General features: G+C 42.1%; 1 protein-coding gene and 1 pseudogene. Both read right to left on the bottom strand.

Features of this window, described 5'->3' with window-relative positions; translation table 11 throughout:
* Positions 1-708 (bottom strand): annotated as a pseudogene (locus L5M71_RS22950) (flagellin); the annotation flags it as partial.
* 398 nt (positions 709-1106) lie between these two features.
* On the bottom strand, positions 1107-1692 hold a 586-nt coding region (locus tag L5M71_RS22945), incomplete at its 5' end, for a flagellin (RefSeq protein WP_263209977.1).

Below are 1692 nucleotides of genomic sequence, written 5' to 3'. Positions count from 1 at the left end.
TGTCGTAACTGAGGCTTCAGCCTTAACGCCTGCACCTGCTTTATTAATGTTATCAGCGACTTTGGCAGCATTGTCACCGCCGGTAATTGCCACAACCTTACCATTAACAGCAAAAGCTGTATCAGCGGCTGTACCTTGCGATAAAGCGCCCGCGGTTTCTACACCAAATTTAGTGCCTTTTCCTGAAACGCTGTGATTACCAATCTTATTCGCCGCAGTGCTAGACAACGATACTGAAATCGTTTCATTTGCGTTTGAACCGACCTGAAACTTTTGACTACCGTAACTACCATCAAGTAATTTCTGTCCACCAAAAGAAGTCGTGTCAGCAATACGTGTTAATTCAGTTTGTAATGAAGAAATCTCTTTCTGCATAGACTCACGGTCAGCAGTAGAGTTAGAACCGTTAGCAGATTGTAGAGACAGGTCACGCATACGCTGCAGAATGTTAGTCGATTCTTGCATTGAACCTTCGGCAGTTTGCGCAATTGAAATACCGTCGTTCGCGTTACGCATTGCTACGTCTAAACCATTAATTTGACTCGTCATACGGTTTGATATTTGTAGGCCCGCCGCATCATCTTTAGCGCCATTGATACGCAAACCTGAAGATAAGCGTTCCATTGAAGTTTTCAAACCATTGTTCGCATTAGTGAGGTTTTTCTGTGAATTCATTGAAGTCACGTTGGTGTTTACTGAAATAGCCATAAAATATATCCTCTTTACCTGACGTTACGTTAGTGCCTGTCTTGCTGTAATGACGTTAAGCCAGGCCAATCTCATGGGTTACATTCAGTTTAACGGCAGCACTTTGGCTTACTTTAATTTTTTATTTAAATAATTGAAAAAATATATCCATTTGCAATCATCACAATGAACCATACCTCTGCAACTACCTGATTGATAAGGAATAAAAAGAAAGGGAGAAGGAAATAAGCTGAGAGCTGTGCAAATTCTTATGGATGGTCTGATTATATTGCTTATTCACAAAAATAAAATTAATAGCATGAAACGTGGAAAAATAACTATGCCCAAGTACATTGTCTAAACAACTGTTTAAATAGAGACTTGGGCATTAGCTCATTTTCTATTACTCGATTTAAGGATTAGCCCAGTAATGATAACGCCACCTGAGGCAACTGATTAGCCTGTGCTAACATAGCCGAAGAGGTCTGAGATAGGATTTGCTGCTTGGTCATCTGCGCAGTTTCTTTAGCAAAGTCAACATCTTGAATACGGCTACGGGCGTCAGCCACGTTAGTCTGCACGTTGCCTAAGTTATTAATAGTGAAGCTCATTCGATTTTGAACCGCACCTAAATCTGCACGCTGCGCATCGATTCCGGCCAAAGCGTTATCAATCACAGCTATTGCATCTTGGGCGCCATTTGCAGTGCTAATATTAGCCTTACTCACTGCGTTTAAAGTTGAATTACCAGCAGTTGCAGTCACACCACCACCGAGCAGCTCGTCAGCTGTTGTACCTTTAATGGCAAATTTTTCAGGTGAAGATAATTTAAGTTCAGACGTTTTACTGGCGTTTGCTCCACTAGCTAAGCCGCCTAACGCTGCTGTACCGCCAGAGTAACCAGTGACTTCTACACCAGCAACACCCTTAGCTGTAATACTAATGACACCTGTTTCTTTATCGTGGCTAACATCGTATCCCGCTTTACCTAAGTCAGTCGCGAGT

It is taken from the genome of Shewanella sp. SW1 (assembly GCF_025653545.1).
GTDB classification, from domain to species: domain Bacteria; phylum Pseudomonadota; class Gammaproteobacteria; order Enterobacterales; family Shewanellaceae; genus Shewanella; species Shewanella oncorhynchi.
The sequence above is the reverse complement of the archived record's forward strand: the minus strand, read 5'-3'. Positions and strand labels throughout refer to the sequence as shown.